Consider the following 20,590-nt stretch of genomic DNA (forward strand, 5'->3'; position numbering starts at 1 on the left):
AAGCAGCGGGCGTGCCCGAAAGGGATTGGCCGCAATCGGCGGTCGGCGCGCGAGGGCGCGTGTCCGCGTCCGGACAGGTGTCCGCGGCGGAGGCGGACAGGTGTCGTGCGCTCGCTGTTCGGCGCCGATTTCTTGCGGCTGACGAGAGAGGGATCTCGTACTTCAGAGCCGGTGAAGCCTCGGTTGCGGTGAGCTCCTTGCCGATCATGCCCACCCTCGGCGATATTTCGATGCATGGGACGAGCTCGCCGGCTCCGGGTCGTGATCAGCTCCAGCCCCGAGGACACCGTGCTCACCTCGCAGCTCCTCGCGCACCTCCGCGCCTTAGAGCGCTCTCGCAGTGTCGACATCTGGACCGACGGCGACATCCCTCCGGGCGCTGATGCGCGGGCGGCCATGGAGGAAGCCCTCGCCGCCGCCGATGTGGCTTTGCTTCTTGTCAGCGCCTCCTATCTCGCCTCCGGTCTCATGAGGCTGAAGCTCACCCGCAAGGGCGCCGAAGAGCGGGAGCGCCTGCGCCGGATGAGATGAGCCAGAATCTTTAGGCGAGCTCCCGCAGGCTATGGAGGCTGAGTTCTGTGTCCCGTGGCATCGTCCATCCCGGGCGAGGTCGCGGCCGAAATTCAACCCGGGACGGCCTGGAGCCGCCGGCTGAATTGAACTTCAATCTGGCGCGTCTCCACGCGGGAGGTCCTGATGGGTCGACGCGCTCTTTTCCGTCAAACGGACCTCGATCGCGCCGCTCGTCGGGTGAGCTCGTGATATCCTCGTGCCAGAGCTGCCGGGGGGTCGACGATCGCACCAGGGAAGCCGCGGAGAGCCGCGGCGGCGATCGTCCGCATCGAAGTGCGGACCCTGGCATGAAGCGAACTCGGCTCGCGCTCTCCACAGCTCGGGGAGCCAGCGGTCGATCTGTCCGAACTCATGCGGTTTCGAGGAGCGCTGACATGATCACCCTCTACCAGGCCCCCGCCGCGTGGGGCGTCCCGAACATCAGCCCCTTCTGCCTCAAGCTCGAGACCTGGCTGCGCATGGTCGGCCTCCCCTACGAGGTGCGCTCCGCCGACCCGCGCCGCGCGCCAAAGGGCAAGATCCCCTATGCCGACATCGACGGCTGTACCATGGGCGACTCGCAGCTCATCATCGAGCAGCTGGAGCGCGCCCACGGCAACAAGCTCGATGCCCACCTCACCGCGGAGGCGCGCGCTCGAGGCCATGTGATCAGGCGCATGCTCGAAGAGGCGTTCTACTGGATGGTGGTGTTCGTCCGCTGGAGCGAGCCCGAGGGGTGGGCCGCCTACCGCCCCGTCTTCCTTCCGCTCATGCCGCGGGTCGTCGGCGGCGTGATCGTCGAGCTCTTGCGCAAAAGGATGACCGGCATGCTCCGCGCGCAGGGCACGGGGCGCCACAGCCGCGAGGAGATCTATGCCCAGGGCAAGGCGGACCTCGACGCCATCGCCACCCTGCTCGGCGACCTGCCCTTCATGCTCGGGACCGAGCCGAGCTCGGTGGACGCGACCGTGTACGCCCTCCTCGCCAGCGTGCTCCGCTTCCCCGTCGATTCCCCGCTGAAGCGCCACGCCGAGGCCCAGCCCAACCTCGTTTCCTACTGTGAGCGCATGCGGCAACGCTACTATGCCGACTGGAACCCTCCCGCCTGACCTCCGAGGAATCCCTGCATTGCAGGCCTTTCCAGCAGGGAAATTAACAAGAAGGCGGGGAAGTAACGAATATTTGAAGAGTTACTCCCGTCTCCCCGCCTCCCTGTGAATTGTCCCTGCTTCTGTGCCTGGTTCGTATCAGGCGCCTTTGCGCGCGAGCCGATGGACCGCCGCCACGAGCTCACCCGGCTGGACCGGCTTGGCGAGGTGGAGCTGGAACCCGGCGTCGCGGGCCTGAACGATGTCCTCGGGCCGGGCGAACGCGGTGAGCGCCAGCGCCGGCACGCAGCCACCGAGGTCCGGAGCGCGGGATCGGAGCTCGCGAAGGAGGGCGTAGCCATCCTGCTTCGGCATGGCGATGTCGCTGACGAGCACATCGGGCCGAGCGCGACTCATCATCTCCAGCGCGGCCGAGGCCGAGCCGGTCTCGTCCGCCTGGGCGCCTGCCTCGCGCAGCACCATGGTGACGAGCTCCCGCGCGTCCGGCTCGTCGTCGACGACGAGCACGCGCAGCCCGTCGAGCCGGGTGATCGTCCCGACCGAGGGACGCTCGATCCCGGACGGGACCTCGGAGCGCTCTCTCGCCGCCAGGGCCACGGCCCGCACCGGCAAACTCACGCAGAAGGACGCCCCTTTCCCCTCGCCGTCGCTCCGCGCGCGGACGGTGCCGCCGTGGATCTCGACGAGGTATTTGACGATCGCCAGCCCGAGACCGAGTCCGCCGTGCTGACGCGTGGTGGCCGCCTCTGCCTGACGGAACCGCTCGAACACGTACGGAAGAAAGGTGGCCGAAATGCCTTTTCCGGTATCCGTCACCGTCACCTCGACGGCGCCTGGGCGGAGCGCCGTCTGGAGTCCGACGTGCCCGCCGCCCGGCGTGAACTTCACGGCGTTGACCAGCAGATTCGTGACCACCTGCTGGAGGCGATCGGGATCGCAGACGATGTCCCCGACACCGGGATCGAGCCGGACCTGGAGGCCGATGGCCTTCGCGTCGGCGGCCGGCCGGATGGCGTCGACCGCGGTGCGGACGAGCTCGTTCACGCTCGCGTTCCTGGGGTAGAGGCGGATCTTCCCGGTCACGATGCGTGAGCTCTCGAGGATCTCCTCGATGAGCCTGGCCTGCGCCTCGGCGTTGCGCTCGATGACCTCCATCGCCTTGGGCGCGAGCTCCGGCCGCGAGCGCTGCATGCGCGCCCACCCGAGGATGGCGGTCAGGGGCGTGCGGAGCTCGTGCGAGACGATCGCGAGGAACTCGTCCTTCAGCCGGCTGGTCTCCTCGGCCTGCGCCAGGACCTCGGCCCGCTGCTGCTCGAGGCGCTTCTGATCGTCGACGTCCGTGCAGGTGCCGAACCAGCGGAGGATGCGCCCTGCCTCGTCGCGCGTCGGCAGCGCGCGGCCCAGGAACCAGCGGTATGCGCCGTCGGCGCGCCGGAAGCGGTACTCGATCTGGTAGTCTTCCCCCGTCTCGACGGAGCGCTTCCACCGCTCCCAGGCGCGCTGCTGATCGTCCGGGTGCAGCTGGTCGTTCCAGCCGGCGCCGTGCGTGGCGTCGGGCGTCTCGCCGGTATAGTCGTACCAGCGGCGGTTGTAGAAATCGTGATAACCGTCGGGCCGCGCCGACCAGACGAGCTGCGGCATCATGTCGAGGATGCGGCGAAGGCTCCGCTCGACCTCCGGGATGTCGTGGGCCTCGGAGGTCAGCGCTGGAGCGGCCGGCACCGGAGCGGCGCGCTCCTCGACGAACAGGATCCCGACGAACGCCACGGCGCCTGAAGCGTCGCGGATCGGGAAATAGTGCCCGGTGAACGGCGCGCCGCTGATCGAGCCGAGCGGCACGGCGCGCGAGACGCCGTCGAGCGCCGCGCGAAGCGCAGAGGAGTGCCCACCCCGCAGCGCGGACGCGATCTCGCTGCGCTCGTCGGCGCTCGGGCCGAACCTCGCTCGATACGCCGGGTTCTCGTGGGTCGCGACCCCAGCCGGGCTCAGCACGAGGACGGGGAGGGGGAGCCCTCCGATGAAGTCGTCGAGCCACAGCTGCTCCTGCTGCTGCTTCATCCGCGACGACACCCTATAGCGCACCGGAGCGATCGGCGCCGTCGGCGCGGCGCGACCTCGAGGCGGACAAGCCGCTTCGCGAGCAGGCGAGCGCGTCGGGGCAACCCGAATGCAACAGCCTCTCAATTTCAGAGAGTCCTGGCCTGTCCAGATTCATGCGCTCTCTGAGGCGCATCGACACGGCATCGCGGCTGCGCGCGCGGTCTGCTTCAGCTCGCTCCGCTGCTCCTCTCCGCAACGATCCTCCGCATCTGCCGATCGTACGGATCGAGGACGCTCAAGATGCGCTCCGTCAGCTCGGGGCCCGCGGCTTCCGGCGCCCCCGCGTTGAAGGGCGGGGCGGGGTCATATTCCAGCATGAGCTGCGTCAGCTTCGCGGCGTCGTCTCCGCGGAGCAGCGCCAGCAGCGTCAGCCCGAAATCGATGCCTGCTGTCACCCCGCCGCCCGAGATCCGGTTGCGATCGACCACGACGCGCGCCCGGACACACTCCACGCCGAGCGCCTCCAGGATGTGGCGCGTGGACCAGTGCGTCGTGGCCTTGTATCCTTGCATCAAACCTGCTGCGGCAAGGACGAGCGATCCCGTGCACACGGAGGTCACGTACCTGGCGCGGGCGCCTCGATCCCTCAAGAACCGAAGGATCTCCTGATCCACCATGGCGTCGGGCGTGCCCATGCCGCCTGGCACGAACAGGATATCCAGGTCGTCCGGACAGTCGCTGAAGGTCGCCGTCGGCTGGATGGGAACCCCCGAGTCAGACATGACAAGGTCGCGCGTCTTCCAGAGCAGGTAGGTCGTCGCGTGAGCGGTCAGCACGCTTTGAGGACCGATCAGATCCAGCGCCGTGAGCCCTGGATAAAGCACCATGCCGACCTGGAGCGGCGGCTGAGGATCTGGCAGCTTGATATCGTAAGCGTCCGTCATCTCTCGTCCCTGAACCCTTTCGTCTCTTCGTCTGCCGATGGTCGCCTCGATGGCGGAGCTCCGCCTCGACGCGGCCCCGCGCCTGGCTCTCACGAGCGCGGCGGAACGCGCTTCGTGGACCTGACTGTGCGCCACGCCGGCGTGGGCCGAAAGGACATCGTCCCCTGCTTTCAGGACACGCAGGCGCGGGGCCCCGGCGCGCCTCGTCGCGCGCGGCCGCGCCCGACGCATCCGGCGAGCGTCGACGGCGCCCGGCCGAGCGTCCAGCGTCCGCGCGTCCGCTCACGTTCGACCGAAGCGCCTCCGGTAGTCCTCCGGCGTGACCTGCAGGGTGCGCTGGAACGCGCGCCGCATCCGCTCGTCCGTGCCGAAGCCGCAGTCGCGCGCGAGCTGCTTCATCGACGCTCGACCCCCCTCGAGGCAGGAGCGCGCCTGCTCCAAGCGCGCCGCCTCGACGAACTTCGCGGGGGTCATCCGCATGGCCTGGGTGAACGTCCGCGCGAAGTTGCGCGGGCTCATCCCGGCCCTCTCCGCCAGCACCTCGACGCGCAGATCGGCGTCGAGGTGCCGGAGGATCCAGTCGATCACGCCCTGCAGCGGGCCCGTGGCGACCGTCTGCGCGAGGAGCGGGCGGCTGAACTGGGACTGTCCACCCGGGCGCTTGAGGAACACCACGAGCCCCCGCGCCACCTGGAGCGCCATGTCGTATCCGAGATCCTCTTCCACCATCGAGAGCGCGAGGTCGATGCCCGCTGTCATGCCCGCCGACGTGTAGATCTTCCCGGACCGCACGAAGATCGCGTCGGAGTCGACCTCGACGCCGGGAAACTCGCGCGCGAGCGCGGCCGCTGAATGCCAGTGGGTGGCCGCGCGGCGCCCCGTGAGCAGCCCCGCGGCGGCGAGGAGGAAGGCGCCCGTGCAGACGGAGCCCATGCGCCGCACCTCGGGCGTCGTCGCGCGGAGCCAGGCGAGCAGCCGGGCGTCCCGCGTCGCTTCACGGGTCTCACCCCCGGCGACCAGCACCGTATCGATGCCGGGCGCCAGATCCGCGAGCGCCTTGTGGGCGACGATCTGCGCCCCCGACACCGTCCGGATCACGCCGCCGTTCACGGCGGCGATCTCGACCGCATAGGCGGGTGGAGCGCCGGGCACCTTCCTGCTGGCGATGTCCGAGGCCAACGCGAATACGTCGGTGGGCCCCACCACGTCGATGGCGCTCGCGCCGTCGTAGGCCACGGCCACGACCCTGCGCGTCGGTCCATGGCGATGCGCGCGCGGCGTGGCCCAGGGAGCGGATTTCGATGCAGGGAGCCGCTTCACGCGACGACGGTAGCTATCTGGCCCGTGGCCGTGAAGATAAAGTACCTGCATTTCCTGCCAAAGGGGCCGACATGATACGGATGACGAACGTCACCAAGGTCTACCGGCGCGGCCTGTTCGAGACCCACGCGCTCGCCGGGCTCACGCTGCACGTCGCGCGCGGCGAGTTCCTGGCCGTGATGGGCCCCTCCGGCTCCGGAAAGACGACGTTCCTCAACGTCGCCGGGTTGCTCGATCCCTTCGACGGCGGTGAGTACCTCCTCGACGGCGAGCCGATGCAGGGGCTCTCGGACGTGCGCGCGAGCGCGATCCGGAACCGGAAGATCGGCTTCGTGTTCCAGAGCTTCCAGCTCATCGCCGACCTCGACGTGCTCGACAACGTCGACGTGCCCCTGCGGGTCCGCGGCATGGGCGCGCGTGCGCGGCGCGAGCGCGCCTTGCGCGCGCTGGAGGACGTCGGCCTGAGCGCGCGGCTCCACCACCGGCCCAGTGAGCTCTCGGGCGGCCAGCAGCAGCGCGTCGCGATCGCGCGCGCGCTGGTCGGCGAGCCCTCGCTCCTCCTGGCCGACGAGCCCACCGGCAACCTCGACTCCCGCTCGGCGCGGCAGATCCTCGATCTGCTCGAGCGCATCCACGCCGGCGGCACGACGATCGTGATGACCACGCACGACCCCGAGCTCGCGGCGCGGGCGCGCCGCAGGGTCCACGTGCTCGACGGCAAGCTCATCGATCCGTGGGCGCCCTCGGACCCCGACGCGCGCGCGGAGGCGCCGGCGACGGCGGCGAGCCGCGGATGATGCTCGGCCACGCGCTCTGGCTGGCCCGGAGGAGCCTCGGGCGGCAGCCGGGCCATACAGCGATCGTGCTGCTGGCGTTCACGCTCGGCCTCGCGGTGTGGACGGCGGCGCGCGCGGTCCTCCACGAGAGCACGTCCGACCCGCTGGCGTCCGCGCGCGGGGTCTACCTCGTCTCCGTCCCGCACGAGGGCGGCGCGCCCGTGGCGCCGGGCGCGATCCATCCCCCGAGCCTGCGCGATCGCATCCTCCTCGGGAGCCCCCATCCCTCGCGCAAGACCGACCTCTTCGCCGCCATGGCCGCCGGCAGCGCCGACGGCGGTCCGCTCGTTCCGGTCGTGGTGGCCTTCTGTGCCCACGATCTGTTCGGGATGTTCGGGATTCCGGTCCGGAGCGGGGCGCTCTGGTCGCCGGCGGAGGGCGCCGGGGAGGATCGCCCGGTCGTGCTCACCGAGGCGGCCGAGCGCACGCTGTTCGGCGGAGCGAGCGGCCTCGGGCGCACGCTGCGCCTGTTCGGAGCGTCTTTCCGGGTCGCCGGCGTCGTCGCCATCCCGGCCCCTCCCGGCACGCGCGCCTCGCTTCATCCGATCGTCTTCGCGCCGAGCGCCGTGGGCATCGCGCTCGGCGTCCGGCCGCCGCTGATCCACGAGCGCGAGGACCCGAGCGGCAGCTTCGACGCGCTCGCGGCCTCCGACAACGGCTGGCTGGAGCTCCTGGTCGAGCTCCCCGACGAGGCCCGTCGGGCCGCGTTCCAGGCCGAGCTCGACGCCCATGTGGCCCGCGAGCGCGCGCGGGGCAGGCGCGTCCTCGGGGCCGAGCTCGTGCCGCGCGAGCGCGTGCACGCGCTCCGCGTGGACGACCCGGGCACGACGCTCTTCGCCCTGCTCGCCGACGTGCTCCTCGGGGCCTGCACCCTCAACGCCGCGCGGCTCCTCGAGGGGAAATTCCGCGCGAAGCGCGCCGAGATCGCCATCTACCGCGCGTTCGGGGCGAGCTCCCGCGCCGTCTTCCTCGAGCTCCTGCTCGAGGCGATGCTCGTGGCCGCCGGCAGCGCCGCGCTCGCCCTCGGCGTCGCCGTGGCCGCGCTCGCCCTCGTCAACCGCGTCATCCACCTCCGGCCGATCGACTACCACCTGGACGCGCGGAGCTCGGCCGCGACGGTCGCTGCCGCGCTCGTCCTGGGCCTCCTCGCCGGCGGGTACCCGGCGTGGCGCGCGGCGAGGCAACCCCCGGCCAAAGGGCTCCGGCGCTCGTGATCGGCCCCATCGTCAGGGCGCTCGCCCGCCAGAAGATCCCCGCGCTCCTGATGGTGCTCGAGACCGCCTTCGGCTTCGCCGTCGCCGTCCACGCCTCGGGGCTCGCCCTCCACTACGCCCGCGCGGCCGCCGCGCCGCGCGGCATCGACACGCGGTCGCTGCTCCTCGCCATGACGGAGCGCGACGGCCCGAGCTTCGCGTCCCGAGGCGAGCGCGAGGCCGCGGTCCGCCGCGACACCGAGGCCCTCGCGCGCGTCGTCGGCGTCCGCGGCGCCGCGGAGGCGAGCTCGGCGCCGTTCAACATCACCCACCGGGAGCTCGTCGAGGCGACCTCCCCGGGCGGTCCGAGCGCGCTCGCGTGGATGCTGGACGACCGCGGCGGCGTCGCGGCCGTCCTCGGCCTGGCCCCGCTCGAAGGGCGCCTGCTCACCCCCGGGGACGCCGCGGACGCGGCGTCGACGCCCGCCGTGGTCACGCAGGCGCTCGCGGCGCGCCTCTTCCCGGACGGCCGCGCCATCGGGCAGATCGTGCGCCGGAGCGCCCGGCAGAAGCCGCTCGCCATCGTCGGCGTCGTGCCGCCGTTCCGCGCCGCCCTGGGGCCCGACGCCGACAGCGTGCTCTTCGCGGCCGAGGGGCCGCCGCTCGGCCGCACGCTCTCCTACCTGATCCGGATCGAACCGGACGGCGACGACGGCGACGACGGTGAGGACCGTGACGGCGACGACCGCGTCGGCGCACGGGTGCGCGAGGCGCTCGAGCGCGCCGACCCGCGGCGCGTCGTGCTCGTGCGCGCGCTCGACGAGGGCGCCGAGCTCGACACCCACACGAACCGCGGCGCCGGCGCCCTCGCCCTCACGCTGATCGGGATGATGCTCGTCGTCGTCTTCCTGGGGCGCATCGGGATGGCGTCGCTGCTCGTGGCAGAGCGCCGCCAGGCCCTCGGCATCCGCCGCGCCCTGGGCGCGACCCGCGCCGACGTGGCGCGCCTCATCCTCGTTGAGAACGCGCTGCTCACGACCGCCGGCCTCGCCGTGGGCGCCGCCGCCCTCGCCGGGCTCCGGGCCGCGGCGCGCGCGGTCGCCCCCGAGCTCGATCTGCCGCTGGATCCACGCGCGGCCGCCCTGGTCGCCGTGGCCGTGTGGCTCGCCGGCATGGCGGCGGCGCTCCTGCCCGCGCTCCGCGCGAGCGCCGTCTCGCCCGCCGAGGCGTCGCGATCATGAGGCCGATCCGCGCGCCGCTCCGGGTACGCCACGCCGCGGTGGTGTTCCTGAGCTCCGCCGCCGCCTGCGCCGGGAGCCTGGTCGCTGCGCAGGCGCAGGTGTCCTTGCCCGGGTGCGCCCTCGCGGGGCTCGGGCTCGCGCTGGTCGCCGGCGCGCTCGCCTCCCGCCTCTTGCTCGGGCGCGCGCTCGGCGTGCTCCGCGCGGTGATGGACGGCCTCGCGAGCTTCGCCGAAGGCGACTACACGCAGCGCGTCCGGCACCACCGCCGGGACGAGCTCGGGGACCTCGTCGAGCGCCACAACCGCCTCGGCGACGCCCTGCGGGCGCAGCGCGACGACCTCTACCAGAAGGAGCTCCTGCTCGAGACGGCGCTCGACGCCACGCCCGTCGCGATGGTGCTCCACGACGAGGCGGGCCGGATCGTGTACGGCAACGGCGCCGCGTGCGCCCTCTTCGCCGCGGGCGAGCGCATCGGCCAGAGGACGCTCTCCGCGCTGCTCGCCGGCGAGCCCGAGGAGCTCCGCGCCGCGATGATCGCCGGGCGGGACGCCCTCGTCTCCGTCGAGCGCCGGGGCGAGATCGAGACGCTGTACGTCGCCCGCCGCGCCTTCCGCCTGAACACCCAGGCGCACGTCCTCGTCTCGGTCCGGTCGCTCACGCGCGAGATCTCGCGCCGGGAGGCGGAGCTCCACAGGAACGCGATCCGGTTGATCAGCCACGAGCTCAACAACTCCCTCGCGCCGATCTCCTCGCTCCTCCACTCGGGCCGCCTCCTGCTCGATCGCCCGGAGCAGCGGGAGCGCCTCGGCGTGGTCTTCGACACCATCGAGGAGCGGAGCGCGCACCTCGCCCGCTTCCTCGCCGCATACGCCGAGCTCGCGCGCCTCCCGCCGCCTGCCCCCGAGCGGGTCCCGTGGCGCCCCTTCCTCGAGCGGCTGCGCGGGCTCGCGCCCTTCACGCTCGGCGGCGCGCCGGACGAGCCCGGCTTCTTCGACCCAGCGCAGATCCAGCAGCTCCTCCTGAACCTGCTCAAGAACGCCGTCGAGGCCGGGAGCCCGCCCGACCGGATCGAGGTCTCGGTGCGGCGGCTCTCGACCGGCGAGCTCGCGCTCACGGTGGCCGACCGCGGCCACGGGCTCCCCGACGGCGCCCCGGGCAAGGCGCTCCTGCCCTTCTACTCGACGAAGCAGCAGGGCCGCGGGCTCGGCCTCGCGCTCTGCCGCGAGATCGCGACCGCGCACGGCGGCGCGCTCGCGCTGCGGCGCCGCGAGGGGGGCGGGGCGGAGGCGGAGTGCCGCCTGCCGCCGCCGCCGGACGAGCGCGCTACTTGAGCTTCCGCTCGATATGGATCCCGAGCCGGTCCATGCGCCGGTAGAGCCCCTGCCGGCTCAGGCCGAGCGACGCCGCGGCCTTGGCGACGACGCCGCGCGCCTCGACGAGCGCGCGCTCGATCTCGAGGCGCTCGGCGGAGGGCGCGGAAGGCGCGGAGGACGCGGCGTGCGCGCCATGCGCAGCGGGCGCGGCCCCAGGGGCATGCGAGGCGCGCGCGGCCGCGTCGAGCCCCAGATCGTGCGGCTCGATCGTCTCGCCCTTGCGCACCAGCGCCGCGCGCGTGAGCCGGTTCTCGAGCTCGCGGACGTTGCCAGGCCAGTCGTGCTCGACGAGCGCGTGGCGCGCGCGCGGGCCGAGCGTCACCCGCTCGCCGCCCGCCGCGCGCGCGGCGAGGCGATCGAGCAGGTGGCTCGCGATCGACACGATGTCCTCGGGGCGATCGCGCAGCGCAGGGATGGTCAATTCGATGACGTTGAGCCTGAAGTACAGGTCCTCGCGGAAGGATCCCTCGGCGATGGCCCGCGGGAGATCGCGGTTGGTCGCGCTCAGCACGCGCACGTCGGCCTTGCGGGTGACGCTGCTCCCGAGCCGCTGGTACTCGCCGGTCTGGAGGACGCGCAGCAGCTTCTTCTGGCCGTTCAGCGACAGCGTGCCGATCTCGTCGAGGAAGAGGGTGCCGCCGTCGGCCTCCTCGAAGCGGCCGGCGCGGAGGCGGGTCGCGCCGGTGAACGCCCCTGGCTCGGCGCCGAACAGCTCCGCCTCGACGAGCTCGTCGGGGAGCGCCCCGGCGTTCACCTTGACGAACGGCCGGTCCCGCCGCCGCGAGTTGGCCTGGACGATGGTGGCGAGGAGCTCCTTCCCGGTCCCGTTCGGCCCGGTGATGAGGACGGGCACGTCGGCGGGCGCGACCTTGACGGCGAGGCTCACGACCTCGTGCATCGCGTCGCTCGCGTACACGAGCCCGGCCAGGTCGTGGCGCTCGGCGAGCCTGTGCCGCGCGCGCCCGCGCTGGGCGAGGAGGCGAGCGTTCTCCTGCTCGAGCGCCCGTAGCCGCGCGAGGTTGCCCACGGTGGCGACGAGCTTCTGGTCGTCCCACGGCTTGGGCACGTAGTCGCTCGCCCCGGCCTTGATCAGCTCGACAGCGCCCGCGATCGACGTGAACGCCGTCATGGCCACGACGGGCAGCTCGGGGTCGACGGCCTTGATCCGGCGGAGCAGCTCCATCCCCTCTTCGCCCGAGGTGGCGCTCTGCCGGAAGTTCATGTCCTGGACCACGGCGCCGAGCTCGTCGCCGAGCACCGCCGCCATCGCCTCGTCGGGCGTGGCGGCGACGCGGACCTCGTGCCCGTGCAGCTCGAACAGCGTCGTCAGCGCGACGCAGACGGCGGGCTGGTCGTCGATGACGAGGATCTTCGGCACCCGGCGAGACTAGCGTGTTCGCCGCCGGCGCTCGTCACATCCCGTAGGGGTATTTGGCCAGATCGACCAGGCCGCTGGCGCGGACGTGCTGCAGGGCTTTGCCGTACTGGAGGAGGATGCCCAGCGCGTAGCGGAGCCGCTCGCGGATGCGCTCGTCGTCGGGGGACTGCGGCGCCTCCGGGTCGTTGAGCAGGCTGCGGACGTTGCGCACGATCACGTGGTCCGGGATGTAGCAGAGGTACGTGTTCTTGTAGCTGCTCATGCGCAGCTCCGCGATCGGGTAGGAGCCGCCCAGGCTCGCGGAGACCCCGACGATGAGCGCGGGCTTGTGCGCGAGCTCGCCCCGGGAGCAGAGGAGGAAGAAGTTCTTCAGTCCGGCGGGGACCATTCCGCCCCACTCCGGCGCGATGATCACGAAGGCGTCGGACGCTCTGAGCTCGGCGGAGATGGGGGACCAGACGCGCTCCCATTTCTCGGACGGCTGCCACACCTCCGGGTCCCAGAGCGGAAGCGGGTTGTCGGCGAGATCGAGCGTGTATGTGGAGGAGACGTCGGCCGACGACGCCAGCTGTTGCTGCACGTGGCGGGCGATCTTCCCCGATTCGGAGCCGTTGCGGTGACTGCCTGAGATGACAGCGAGCTTCATAGGGTCTTGCGTGCGGCCGGCGACGGATCGCGCGGCGCTCCTCGGTGATCGGTGGGTTGCGGCGCGCGATGCTACTCCGCGCTCGCGCGGCGGGTCGAGGAGTTCGTAGGTGAAGGGGCCCTCGGCCCCGCGCCGCCCGGCGACAGGCGCCGTGGCGACAGGCCCTGTTCCGAGGGGGTGCGAGGGGCGATTCCTTTCGATGTGGCGCCGCCGCGCGCCGCGCCGGAGCCGCTGTGAAGGGCCGAGCCGGCTCGATCCGCGAGCTGCCGGGGGGCGCGCCGTTGCACTACGATGCCCGCGACGCCGCGTGCCTGGCGGCCGGTACGCAGGCCGGCGATCTCGGGGGGGCGTCGCGGGGGGCGGGTGACATCGACTCAAGAAGAGCTGGAGGGCGCGGCGAGCGCAGCGCTCTCCGAGGGGAGGAGCCCCAGGCCGGGGGGGACGCGCCTGGGCGCGAGCGGGATCTGCGCGGACCTCGTGAGCGTGCGCGACCTGCTCCAGGCGCTCGAGCTCGCCGGCGTGCCCCTCGTCATGGGAGATCCGGTGACGGCGCGGATCGTGGGGTGCAACCGGGCGTTCTGCGAGCTGACGGGCTACTCCGAGGCGGAGCTCCTCGATCGCCCCTTCGCCGACCTCACGCACCCTGACGATCGCCCGCGGGAGACCGCCACCTGGGTGCAGGCCCTGAACGGCGGGCACCTCGAGTGGCGCAGCGAGAAGCGCTACGTCCGCAAGGACGGCCGCGTCCGCTGGGCGGTGGTGCGCGGCGCGGTGATCAGGGACGAGCGCGGCAAGCCGGTGCGGACGATCGGCGTGGTCAAGGACATCACCGAGCACAAGCAGGCCGAGGAGACGCGGCGCTGGAGCGAGGACCGTTACCGCGGCCTCGTCGAGGCCACCGAGGAGGTCGTCTGGGCGACGACGCCGGAGGGGCTCACGCAGCAGCACTCGCCGCACTGGTGCTCCGTCACCGGCCAGAGGCCCGAGGAGATGCTCGGCCGCGGGTGGCTGGCCGTCGTTCACCCGGACGATCGGGAGCAGGTGATGCAGAGCTGGACGCGCGCCGTCGAGGCGAAGGCGCGCTACGAGATCGAGTACCGGATCCGGGCCGCCGACGGCAGCTACCGGCGCACGCAGGCCCGGGCGGTGCCGCTGCTCGATGCGGAGGGGCGCGTGCGCGAGTGGATCGGGATGAACATCGACATCACCGACCGGCGCCAGACCGAGGAGCGCTTCCGCGCGGCCCAGGAGCTCTCGCTCGACGCGTTCGTCGTGCTCCGGGCGGTGCGCGACGCCGGGGGCGAGATCGTCGATTTCCTGATCGAGTTCGCGAACCCAGCGGCCGGGCGGCTCCATTGCGTGCCCCTGGAGGCGCTCGTCGGCCGGAGGCTCCTCGACGTGATGCCCGACCTTCGGGCGGAGATGTTCCCGCGCTACGCGCGCGCCGTCGAGACCGGCGAGCCGCACGACACGGAGGTCGAGCTCACAGCCGGCGGGCGCCGCGTGTGGGTGCGCAACATGGCCGTGAAGGTCGGCGACGGCGTGGCCGTCTCCTGCCATGACATCACCGCGCGCAAGCAGGCCGAGCAGGCGCTCCTCGAGGCCGATCGCCGCAAGGACGAGTTCCTCGCGATGCTGGCGCACGAGCTCCGGAACCCGCTCTCGGCCATCCAGTTCTCGCTCAGCGTCTCGCAGATGCCCTCGGTCCCCGAGCCGCGGCGGGCGTGGGCGCGGTCGGTCATGCAGCGGCAGCTGTGCCAGCTCGGCCGCATGGTCGACGATCTGCTCGACGTCTCGCGGATCACGCGCGGCAAGATCACGCTGCAGCAGGCGCCGCTCGATCTCCGCGACGTCGTCCGCCAGGCGGTGGCGGCGGCCGCGCCGCTGATCGACGCCTCGAAGCACGAGCTCTCGCTCGACGTCGGTGCGCGGCCGCTCCCGGTGTTCGGAGACACCGCGCGCCTGGAGCAGGTGATCGTCAACCTCCTCACGAACGCCGCGAAGTACACCCCCGAGGGCGGGCGCCTCTGGCTCTCCGCGGGCCAGGAGGAGGCGGAGATCGTGGTCCGGGTGAAGGACACCGGGGTCGGGATCCCGGCGGAGATGCTGCCGCGGATCTTCGGCCTGTTCGAGCAGGCGCACCCGACGCTCGACCGCGCGCGCGGCGGGCTCGGGCTCGGGCTCACGCTCGTGAAGCGGCTCGTCGAGATGCACCGGGGCTCGGTGTCGGCCGCGAGCGAGGGCGAGGGCCGCGGCAGCGAGTTCACGGTCCGCCTGCCGGCCGTCGAGGCGGCGGCCGAGCCCGGGGAGGCCGTCGAGCCCGCTTCGAGCGCGCGCCCGCGGCGGGTCCTCGTCGTCGACGACAACCGCGACCACGCGTTCGCCCTGGCGCTGCTCCTGGAGCAGGCTGGCCACGCGATCGGGCTGGCGCACGACGGGGCCTCGGCGCTGGAGATGGCGCGCAGCTTCGCGCCCGACGTGGTCCTGCTCGACATCGGCCTTCCGGAGATGGACGGCTACGAGGTCGCCCGGAGGATGAGGCGCTGGCCGGGCGCGACGGAGCTGAAGATCATCGCGTTCACCGGTTACGGCCAGCAGGACGATCTGCGCAGATCGAGGGAGGCCGGGTGCGACGCCCACCTGGTCAAGCCGATCGCTCCCGACGTGCTGCTCGCGCACATCGCGCGCGGCGAGCGGTAGCGGCCGGGGCCGCTTGAGGAGGAGCGTTTACGAAGGCCGGAAGGGGACGGGCCGGCCGCGGCGCCAGCCGCGCCCGAGCAGCCGCTCGATGAGCCCGATCGTCAGCGCGGAGGCGAGCGTCAGGGCGGCCGTCTCCGCGCGCGCGGCGGCCAGCGCGGCGAGGAGCGCGCCCGCGGCGAGGACCCAGGGGCGCACCATGGTGAACGGGCCCAGGATCGTCACGCTGGCGAGCACGCGCGCCTCGTGGACGGGCAGCGCGTAGGCGAGCAGGGCCGTGCAGACGAGGGCGGCGTAGGCGCCGTAGACGAGGAGCAGGCGCCGTCCGGCCGCGAGAAGATCGAGCCAGAGGCCCGCGGGGTCGGGCGCGAGCCCGAGCACGGCGAAGGTGAGGGCCGCGAGCGCGGCGACGGCGATGAGCCCTGCCAGGGCGCCGCGGCGGACGGCGCGGAGGAAATAGGCGCGCTTCTCGATGCGCGGGTTGCGGCCGGCGGCGTCGCGAAAGCCGCAGAACGCGGCGTCGACCAGGGCGAGCAGCGTGAGCAGCGCGGGGATCACGAGAACGCCCCGAGCCGGCGGCCGCCGCGCGGGCCGAGCCGCTCGAGCTGGTCGACGAAGCGCGCGCGCAGGTCCGGGCGGAGGCCGATCACCGCGTGCATGATGCGCAGGACGGGAAAGGGCCCGACGTGGCCGTCGAACAGCGCGGAGGAGAGGCCCTCGGCGCCAGCGCGCGCCGCCGCGAGGAGCGCGTCGCCGGCGTGGGCGCGGAGGGCGGAGAGCACGCCGTCGTGGCGGGAGAGCGGCTCGCGCATGCGGGCCTGGTGGAATATCCAGGCGCCGAGGGGCGACAGGTGGCTCGGCTTGATGTCGAAGTGGATGAACGCGAGGGCGCCGGCCCTGGCCTGCTCGCGGAAGAACGACACGAGGGCGTCGCCGCGGAAATGGTGGACGACGCCGGTGGACAGGAAGACGGTGGCGGGCTCGCGCAGCGTGAACGCGTTGGCCACGTGGAAGCGGCACGGGAGGCCCTCGTCGCTGGCCGCGGCGCGCGCGGCCTCGATCAGCGCGCGGTTGTAATCGCAGCCCACGAGCTCGACGTCGGCGCCCAGCGCCCCACGGGCGGCGAGCCAGCGGACGACGTAGCCGAGCCCGCAGCCCACATCGACGACGCGCAGGGGGCGGGGCGCGCCGGCGGCGCGCAGCGCGTCGAGCAGCGGCGCGAGCACGAAGCGGACGCGCTCTCCCTGGTCGAACTCCTCGGACAGGCGCTGCAGCTCGGCGTGGACGCGGAGCAGGAGCGCGTCGACGGCGGCCTCGTCGAGGAGATCGTCCCGCGCCGGGAGCCGCGCGGCGAGCCGGGCTGCGCCGGGGCGGCCCGCGGCGCGGAGGCGCTCGACCACCGCGCTCCGGCGCACGGGCAGGCGCGCGAGGGTGTCTGGATCGTAGTCGACGAGGAGATCGGAGATCTCCGGAGCATCCACCGGCGCGAGGGTGCCGGCGCCGCGCCGAGATGTCCAGCGCGGCGCTCGGCGGCTCGGGCGCTGCCGCGGGCGCGATCGCCGCCGGGGTCGCCCTCGGTTTCTGCGTCGACAGGCGCGCCCGGATCTGCTGGAACTAGGGAAAGGAAAGGGCGGCGCGGGAGCTCACGCTCCGCCGCGCTGGATCGGTGGAGGGCGCGATGGCGGACTGGGATCCTGCGCAGTACCTGAAGTTCGAGGACCAGAGGGCGCGCCCTGCGATTGACCTGCTCGGCCGGGTCGACCTCACCGCGCCGGGCGAGATCGTCGATCTCGGGTGCGGGGCCGGGAACATCACCCGCCTCGTGGCGCAGCGCTTTCCGGGCCGGGGGATCCTCGGGGTCGACAGCTCTCCGGACATGCTGGCGCAGGCGCGCGCCGCGCTGCCCGGGGCGCGGTTCGTCGAGGGCGACATCGCGCGCTTCGCGCCGTCCGCGCCGCCTGCGCTGATCTTCAGCAACGCCGCGCTGCACTGGCTGGACGACCACCAGGCGCTGTTTCCGGCGCTGCTCGGGCGGCTCACGGCCGGCGGGGTGCTGGCGGTGCAGATGCCGAGGAACCACGGCGCGCCGTCGCACACGGCGATGGTGGAGGCGAGCCGGCTGCCTCGCTTCCGCGACAAGCTGGCGGCGGTGGTGAGGGAGAGCCCTGTCGCGGCGCCGGCGGGGTATTACGGGATGCTGGCGCCGCACGCGGCGCGGCTCGACATCTGGGAGACGGAGTATCTGCACGTCCTCGAGGGCGCGAATCCGGTCGTCGAGTGGACCAAGGGGACGGCGCTGCGGCCGCTGCTCGCGGCGCTCGATGCGCAGGAGCGGGCCGAGTTCCTGGAGGAGTACGGCGGACGGGTGGCGGCGGCGTATCCGAAGGCGGCGGACGGGAAGACGCCGTTTCCGTTCCGGAGGTTGTTCCTCGTCGCCACGGCGCGGTGAGCGCGGCCGCCGCGCGGATCAGCGCGTGTACTCGATGGCGCCGACGCCTTCGGCCTCGGGGAGCACGGTCACGAGCGCCTGCGCCCCGACGGAGCCTGACGAGAGCGAGGAGCGGACGGCGACGAGCCATGTCCGGTCGCTCCTGCGCGCAACGAGGAGGGTGCAGCGCTCGCCCTGCGGCGTGCCCGCGCGCGCCTCGGCCTCCTGGACAACGCGCGCGTCGGAGGCGTCGCAGCCCTGGACGTCGAACTTGCGGTTCAGCAGCGCGGTGAGCGCCATGCTGGCGGCCTTTTTCGCGGTGACCTCTTCGGCCGTCGGGGCTGCGGGGGGCGGCGCCGGGGCGCACCCGGCGGAGAGCGCTGCGAGGAGGGGTATCCACCGTGCGATGGTGCGTGTCACGCTGCAGTCCTATCGCGACGGCGCCGCCAGGGGAAGCCCTCGTCGCGAGCTCGGTTGAGCGGCTGCGCGTGGAGCGACGCGGCGACTTACGTGGTTGAACCGTGGTCCGTTTCGCTCATCTACGCTCACGGGAGACACGGCAGGACGCGTGCGCGCAGCTTGCCCACCTCATGTGGCTGGCAGTAGCGTGCCGTCCATGCCGACGCTCGAGCACAACGGTTTCGTCGACATGTTCCGCGAGAATCCGGCGCTCGCGCCTCATTTTCTCGAGATCCTCTTTCATCTGGATCTCCCGCCTTATGCCACGGTCGCGGTCGTTGAGGCCTCGCTGGACCAGCTCATCCCTGTCGAGTTCTGCGCTGACCTGGTGCTCGAGCTCCGCGACGGGGCTGGAGATCTGGTGCTCTCCATCGTCCTCGAGGTCCAGCGCGACATCGATCGACGCAAGGGTTACTCGTGGCCTGTCTACGTTGCGGTCGTGCGGGCCCGGAAGGAGTGTTCGGCTGTCGTCCTCGTTGTCGCGCCCGATGCGGAGGTGGCCGCCTGGGCCGCGCAGAGGATCGATCTCGGGCTGGGGCTGGGGACGCTCCAGCCGCTGGTGCTGGGGCCGGCGAGCGTGCCGGAGGTGACGGATCAGGCCGAGGCGGAAAAGGAGACCGAGCTCGCCATTCTCTCGGCCGTGGCACACGGCAACGGACCGAACGGCCTGGCCGTGGTCCAGATCGCGCTGGCCGCGCTCGGGCGGTTCGATCACGAGCACGCGGCGGCGTACTTCCAGATCGTCTACAATGCGTTGCGTGAACCCATGCGGAGAGCCCTGGAGGCGCTGATCATGGAACGGCAGACCGAAGGCAAGGCAACTTTCCCCCCGTTCGCCGAGCAACTCATCGAGCGTGGCCGCATCGAGGGCAAGCTCGAGGGCATGCTCGAGGCCAAGCGCGACGCCTTGCTCCGGCTGGCAGCGCGCGCGGGGATCGCCCTCACCGCCGACCACCGCGAGCGCATCCAGGCGTGCAAGGACCCTGCGACCCTCGATCGGTGGGTCGATAACGCCCTCGAAGCAAAGGACGCTTCCGACGTGCTCTCCTGACGCGCCGTGCTCGTCGACGGAGCCCCGCCGCGCCGGCGCTCACCGGCCCTCAGGCGGCGTCTCCGGGGCCTCCGGCGCTTCCAGCGCCGCGAGCAGCGCGGTGAGCCCCTTCTTCAGCGAGGCCATCTGCTTCTGGCCCATGGCTCGCGTGAGCTCCTCCTCCAGCTCGTGCAGCACCCCGAGCCCGTGGAGCAGCGTCTTCAGGCCGTGCGGCGTGAACCGCACCCGCTTCGCCCGCCGGTCGTCCGGATCGGGCGTCCGCTCCACGACGCCCGCCGCCTCGAGCTCCTCCACGACCTGACCCACCGCCTGCTTCGTCACGCCGGCGCGCTCCGCGAGATCCGTCAGCCGCGTGCCCTCGAGATCGATGTAAGGCATGAGCGCCGTGTGCGCCCGGCGCACCCCGGGTGCGCCGCGCCGGGCGACGCGCGCCACCGCCCGCTCGTCGAGCAGCCGCGCCGAGCGGAGCAGGAGCTGCCCGAGGCTCGCGCGCTTGCGCCGCGCGAGCTCGGCGACGTCGCAGGGATCGAGGTCGTGTTGGTTCATAATGGTCAAGCTGCTTGACTAAATGGTCAAGAAGGTTTACCAATTGGAGCATGCTGCGACGGCTCGATCAATCCCTCTGGGCTGCGGAAGACACGTTGAAGGTGGGGTTTCTCCGTTTTCCCGTGCGATCTCCGGTCGTGCGTCTCGAGGACGGCGGGCTGCTGCTCTTCTCGCCGCTCCCGAGCGTGGAGCGGGAGGCGGACGAGATCCGCGCGCTCGGCGAGGTGCGGGCGATCGTGGCGCCGAACCTGCTGCACCACCTCGGCCTTTCGCCGGCGGCGCGGCTGTTCCCGGGGGCGCGGCTGTACGGTGCACGGGGGCTCCGCGAGAAGCGCCCTGACGTGACGTTCACCGGCGTGCTCGACGGCGCGCCGGACCCGCTCTGGTCCGCGGAACTCGACCAGGCGGCGGTCGGCGGGATGCCGAAGCTCGAGGAGGTGGTCTTCTTCCACCGGCCGAGCAGGACCCTCTTCGTCTGGGATCTCTGCTTTCACATCGCGCAGAGCGATCACCTCCCGACGCGCCTCTTCATGCGCCTCAACGGCGCCTACGGGAGGTTCGGCCCGTCGCGCATCGCGCGCTCGATGATGCGCGATCGCGCGGCGGTGCGCGCGTCGGTGGAGCGGATGCTCGCGTGGGAGCCGGAGCGCATCGTGGTGGCGCACGGCGACGTCGTCGAGCGCGGCGGTCGGGCCGCGCTGCAGGGCGCGTTCGAGCGGGTGCCCTGACGTCCCTGACGTCGAGCGGCGCCCGAGCGGGTGCCCTGACGTCCCTGAC

At 72.5% G+C, this 20,590-nt stretch carries 19 protein-coding genes; 10 read left to right on the top strand and 9 right to left on the bottom strand.

From position 1 onward, the window contains the following. The first annotated feature begins 234 nt into the window (after positions 1-234). Together POL72_RS17470 and POL72_RS17475 are read left to right on the top strand one after the other, a co-directional pair. A complete protein-coding gene (locus tag POL72_RS17470; RefSeq protein ID WP_272096529.1) occupies positions 235-531 on the top strand; it encodes a TIR domain-containing protein in 297 nt (98 codons plus the stop codon). A gap of 416 nt (positions 532-947) precedes the next feature. Next, complete coding sequence (locus POL72_RS17475; protein ID WP_272096530.1) at positions 948-1,661, top strand: glutathione S-transferase family protein; 714 nt, start codon at positions 948-950, stop codon at positions 1,659-1,661. 138 nt (positions 1,662-1,799) lie between these two features. Here POL72_RS17475 and POL72_RS17480 read toward each other — a convergent pair whose 3' ends face one another. From POL72_RS17480 to POL72_RS17490, 3 genes are all read right to left on the bottom strand, one after another. Further along, a complete protein-coding gene (locus tag POL72_RS17480; RefSeq protein ID WP_272096531.1) occupies positions 1,800-3,719 on the bottom strand; it encodes a hybrid sensor histidine kinase/response regulator in 1,920 nt (639 codons plus the stop codon). Positions 3,720-3,928: 209 nt separating this feature from the next. After that, entirely contained in the window at positions 3,929-4,645 is a 717-nt protein-coding gene (locus tag POL72_RS17485) for a DJ-1/PfpI family protein (protein ID WP_272096532.1), read from the bottom strand. A gap of 282 nt (positions 4,646-4,927) precedes the next feature. Further along, complete coding sequence (locus POL72_RS17490; protein ID WP_272096533.1) at positions 4,928-5,887, bottom strand: GlxA family transcriptional regulator; 960 nt, start codon at positions 5,885-5,887, stop codon at positions 4,928-4,930. A gap of 158 nt (positions 5,888-6,045) precedes the next feature. On the opposite strand from POL72_RS17490, the gene POL72_RS17495 reads away from it, so the two are divergent. Genes POL72_RS17495 through POL72_RS17510 form a run of 4 tightly spaced genes read left to right on the top strand, consistent with a single transcriptional unit; the run spans position 6,046 to position 10,566 of the window. Continuing rightward, complete coding sequence (locus POL72_RS17495; RefSeq protein ID WP_272096534.1) at positions 6,046-6,762, top strand: ABC transporter ATP-binding protein; 717 nt, start codon at positions 6,046-6,048, stop codon at positions 6,760-6,762. Beyond that, a complete protein-coding gene (locus POL72_RS17500; protein ID WP_272096535.1) occupies positions 6,759-8,015 on the top strand; it encodes an ABC transporter permease in 1,257 nt (418 codons plus the stop codon). The genes POL72_RS17495 and POL72_RS17500 overlap by 4 nt, the downstream gene beginning before the upstream one ends. Next, on the top strand, positions 8,012-9,235 hold the full coding sequence (locus POL72_RS17505) for an FtsX-like permease family protein (RefSeq protein ID WP_272096536.1): 1,224 nt from the start codon (positions 8,012-8,014) through the stop codon (positions 9,233-9,235). The genes POL72_RS17500 and POL72_RS17505 overlap by 4 nt, the downstream gene beginning before the upstream one ends. Further along, positions 9,232-10,566, top strand: a complete 1,335-nt coding sequence (locus POL72_RS17510) for a sensor histidine kinase (protein ID WP_272096537.1) — start codon at positions 9,232-9,234, stop codon at positions 10,564-10,566. Before POL72_RS17505 ends, POL72_RS17510 begins: the two co-directional genes overlap by 4 nt. Here the strand turns inward: POL72_RS17510 and POL72_RS51200 are convergent. Both POL72_RS51200 and POL72_RS17520 read right to left on the bottom strand, forming a co-directional pair. Continuing rightward, a complete protein-coding gene (locus POL72_RS51200) occupies positions 10,559-11,986 on the bottom strand; it encodes a sigma-54-dependent transcriptional regulator (RefSeq protein WP_272096538.1) in 1,428 nt (475 codons plus the stop codon). The two genes, POL72_RS17510 and POL72_RS51200, sit on opposite strands and share 8 nt — an antisense overlap. 34 nt (positions 11,987-12,020) lie before the next feature. Further along, positions 12,021-12,632, bottom strand: a complete 612-nt coding sequence (locus tag POL72_RS17520; RefSeq protein WP_272096539.1) for an NADPH-dependent FMN reductase — start codon at positions 12,630-12,632, stop codon at positions 12,021-12,023. Between the two features lie 363 nt (positions 12,633-12,995). Here POL72_RS17520 and POL72_RS17525 point away from each other — a divergent pair, with 363 nt between their 5' ends. Next, positions 12,996-15,332: a PAS domain S-box protein gene (locus POL72_RS17525; protein WP_272096540.1), complete on the top strand. Its 2,337-nt coding sequence runs from the start codon at positions 12,996-12,998 to the stop codon at positions 15,330-15,332. 27 nt (positions 15,333-15,359) lie between these two features. Here the strand turns inward: POL72_RS17525 and POL72_RS17530 are convergent, their stop codons facing one another. Then, positions 15,360-15,887, bottom strand: coding sequence for a hypothetical protein (locus POL72_RS17530; RefSeq protein WP_272096541.1), 528 nt, complete (start codon positions 15,885-15,887; stop codon positions 15,360-15,362). Then, positions 15,884-16,810 (bottom strand): class I SAM-dependent methyltransferase, encoded by a 927-nt coding sequence (locus POL72_RS17535; protein ID WP_272096542.1) that lies wholly within the window; start codon positions 16,808-16,810, stop codon positions 15,884-15,886. The genes POL72_RS17530 and POL72_RS17535 overlap by 4 nt, the downstream gene beginning before the upstream one ends. A 197-nt stretch (positions 16,811-17,007) precedes the next feature. Between POL72_RS17535 and tam the strand changes: the two genes are divergently transcribed. Then, on the top strand, positions 17,008-17,778 hold the full coding sequence (tam, locus tag POL72_RS17540) for a trans-aconitate 2-methyltransferase (RefSeq protein WP_272096544.1): 771 nt from the start codon (positions 17,008-17,010) through the stop codon (positions 17,776-17,778). Between the two features lie 18 nt (positions 17,779-17,796). Here tam and POL72_RS17545 read toward each other — a convergent pair whose 3' ends face one another. Continuing rightward, positions 17,797-18,177 (bottom strand): hypothetical protein, encoded by a 381-nt coding sequence (locus POL72_RS17545; RefSeq protein ID WP_272096545.1) that lies wholly within the window; start codon positions 18,175-18,177, stop codon positions 17,797-17,799. 196 nt (positions 18,178-18,373) lie between these two features. Here POL72_RS17545 and POL72_RS17550 point away from each other — a divergent pair, with 196 nt between their 5' ends. Then, positions 18,374-19,267 (top strand): RpnC/YadD family protein, encoded by an 894-nt coding sequence (locus POL72_RS17550; protein ID WP_272096546.1) that lies wholly within the window; start codon positions 18,374-18,376, stop codon positions 19,265-19,267. 39 nt (positions 19,268-19,306) lie between these two features. Here POL72_RS17550 and POL72_RS17555 read toward each other — a convergent pair whose 3' ends face one another. Continuing rightward, on the bottom strand, positions 19,307-19,813 hold the full coding sequence (locus tag POL72_RS17555) for a MarR family winged helix-turn-helix transcriptional regulator (RefSeq protein WP_272096547.1): 507 nt from the start codon (positions 19,811-19,813) through the stop codon (positions 19,307-19,309). A gap of 50 nt (positions 19,814-19,863) precedes the next feature. On the opposite strand from POL72_RS17555, the gene POL72_RS17560 reads away from it, so the two are divergent. Then, on the top strand, positions 19,864-20,541 hold the full coding sequence (locus POL72_RS17560; protein ID WP_272096548.1) for a DUF4336 domain-containing protein: 678 nt from the start codon (positions 19,864-19,866) through the stop codon (positions 20,539-20,541). The last annotated feature ends 49 nt before the right edge of the window (positions 20,542-20,590 follow it).

Origin of the sequence: Sorangium aterium, assembly GCF_028368935.1 — a bacterium.
GTDB classification, from domain to species: Bacteria; Myxococcota_A; Polyangia; order Polyangiales; family Polyangiaceae; genus Sorangium; species Sorangium atrum.